The 2,100-nt window shown below is 47.2% G+C and carries 1 protein-coding gene; it reads right to left on the bottom strand.

Features of this window, described 5'->3' with window-relative positions:
• Positions 1 to 44: 44 nt before the first annotated feature.
• On the bottom strand, positions 45 to 1,892 hold the full coding sequence (gene treZ, locus I8752_RS21970) for a malto-oligosyltrehalose trehalohydrolase (protein ID WP_214434402.1): 1,848 nt from the start codon (positions 1,890 to 1,892) through the stop codon (positions 45 to 47).
• Positions 1,893 to 2,100 lie beyond the last annotated feature (208 nt).

Raw genomic sequence — 2,100 nt, 5'->3', positions numbered from 1 at the left:
GAGCAGGGGGGCAGAGGGGCCCCTGCTCCCCCTGCCCTCTACTCCTAACTCTCTAGTTCATATAGCACTAAACTGGTGGGTTGCAGTTTCAATTCTTGTGCCACAGACAGATGTTCGGGTAATTGTGAACCAGGCCCGTTCCATGAATTATCTGCTGAATCTAATAGTTTACGAGCATTTTGCTGACTTGGCAGAATTGCTGTCACGGGAGAGGAATTGAAATTCATCACAAGTATTAATTCGCTAGATTCGCACCAACGCCGCAATATAACTAACTGCCTTTCTTCATCGCTAGTGGCTTCGATGAAGTTGCGGTCTTGGTTGAGCAGTGCGGGATGAGTTTTGCGTAAATTAATTAACTGGCGATACCAATTTAGCAATACTTTATGCTGATCTTCGTTGCGTAATTCCCAGTTGAGTTTAGAACGCAAAAAAGTTTCTGCTGATTCTGGATCTGGCGGGCCTTCTTCATAGTGAAAGGCTTCAAATTCTTGTTTGCGTCCGGCGCGCACAGCTTGAATTAAATCAGGGTCGGAATGACTGACAAAATAAGTGAAGGGTGCAGTTTCGCCGTATTCTTCTCCCATGAACAGCAGCGGTAAGTACGGCGACAATAAGACAGCACCAGCGGCTAACTTCAGTCCTTCATATGAAATGCGCTCCCAGAGGCGATCGCCTTTCATTTGATTGCCGATTTGATCGTGATTTTGAATGCACACTACAAACTGTGACATGTGGCGATCGTGGCAGGGTATGCCATGAAAGCGCTGGCGGTGAGGAGCGTACTTCCAATCGTAAACAAAGGTATCTGTATAAGCTTTCGCCAATTGGGCACATTGCCCGTAGTCTTGATAATAGCCTTGGCGATCGCCTGTTATGAGTGCGTGCAATGCATGGTGAAAGTCATCACTCCACTGGGCATCGAGTCCGTAGCCACCCAGTTCTGGCGGACGAATGATTTGCGGATTATTTAAGTCACTTTCTGCAATTAAGTAGCGTTTGCGGTTTTCCCCTTGGGAGAAGTGATGCACCGCTTCTGCCAGTTCCCACAAAAAATGTTTGGCTCCTAGATCGTAAATTGCCTGAATCGCATCTAGCCGCAATGCATCGATGTGAAATTCTCCCAACCAGTAAAGCGCATTTTCAATAAAATAGTTTCGCACGCTGTGACTGTGGGCATCGTCAAAATTCAGCGCGCTGCCCCATGGTGTTTTATAAGTTTGAGTAAAATAGGGTGCGAACTGAGACATATAGTTGCCTTCCGGGCCAAAGTGGTTGTAAACCACATCCAGCACTACAGCAATACCGTGTTCGTGGCAGGCATTTACCAGTTGCTTGAGAGCCGCTACGTTGCCGTAGGAACTTTGCACCGCAAACGGATAAACGCCATCATAACCCCAGTTACGGTATGCTAAAGCAGCCTCAATATGGGTATCGCCCGGAAACTGGGCGATCGGCATGATTTCAATGGCGTTAATTCCCAGTTCCTTTAAATCCGGCAAACGGGAAATGATGGCGGTGAAGGTTCCTTCCGGCGTGAATGTACCAACATGGAGTTCATAGAAAATCATCGACTCCAAGGAAATACCAGTCCACTCCTTATCCGTCCACTCAAAGTGATGCTCGACAACTTGAGACGGCCCGTGGACTCCTTGAGGCTGAGACTGCGATGCTGGATCGGCAAAAGCGTTTTCATCATTCAAGACATACCGATAGAGCGTACCCGGATACACATCGTTTAATTTTGCCTGCCAGTATCCCTCTTCTATAGGTTTGAGCGGCAATACTTGCTCCTGTGGCGACAAAATTTGCACCCCGACGCTATTTGATGTTGGAGACCAAACTGTAAACTCACACTCTCCGTTACCCAAGTAGTGAGCGCCAATTTTCACGCCGTATCCCTCCCGTTAGATAATGTGTTGTGCCGAATTTTAGTATGGTCGTAAATGCTTTTAATTACAAAGTGTTTACAATCACACCAGATAGCATCATGGTTGTTCTAACAGACGATTGACTAGCACCCGAAGGCGTATTTTTTTATATCTTCTGGTGTGTCATCAATATGGGAGCGGGGGAGTAGGGGAAGCAGGGGGAGCTGTC

This window comes from Dendronalium phyllosphericum CENA369 (genome assembly GCF_016056275.1).
GTDB lineage: Bacteria > Cyanobacteriota > Cyanobacteriia > Cyanobacteriales > Nostocaceae > Dendronalium > Dendronalium phyllosphericum.
Note: the sequence above shows the minus strand (reverse complement) of the source record. Positions and strands in the feature narration are given on the sequence as shown.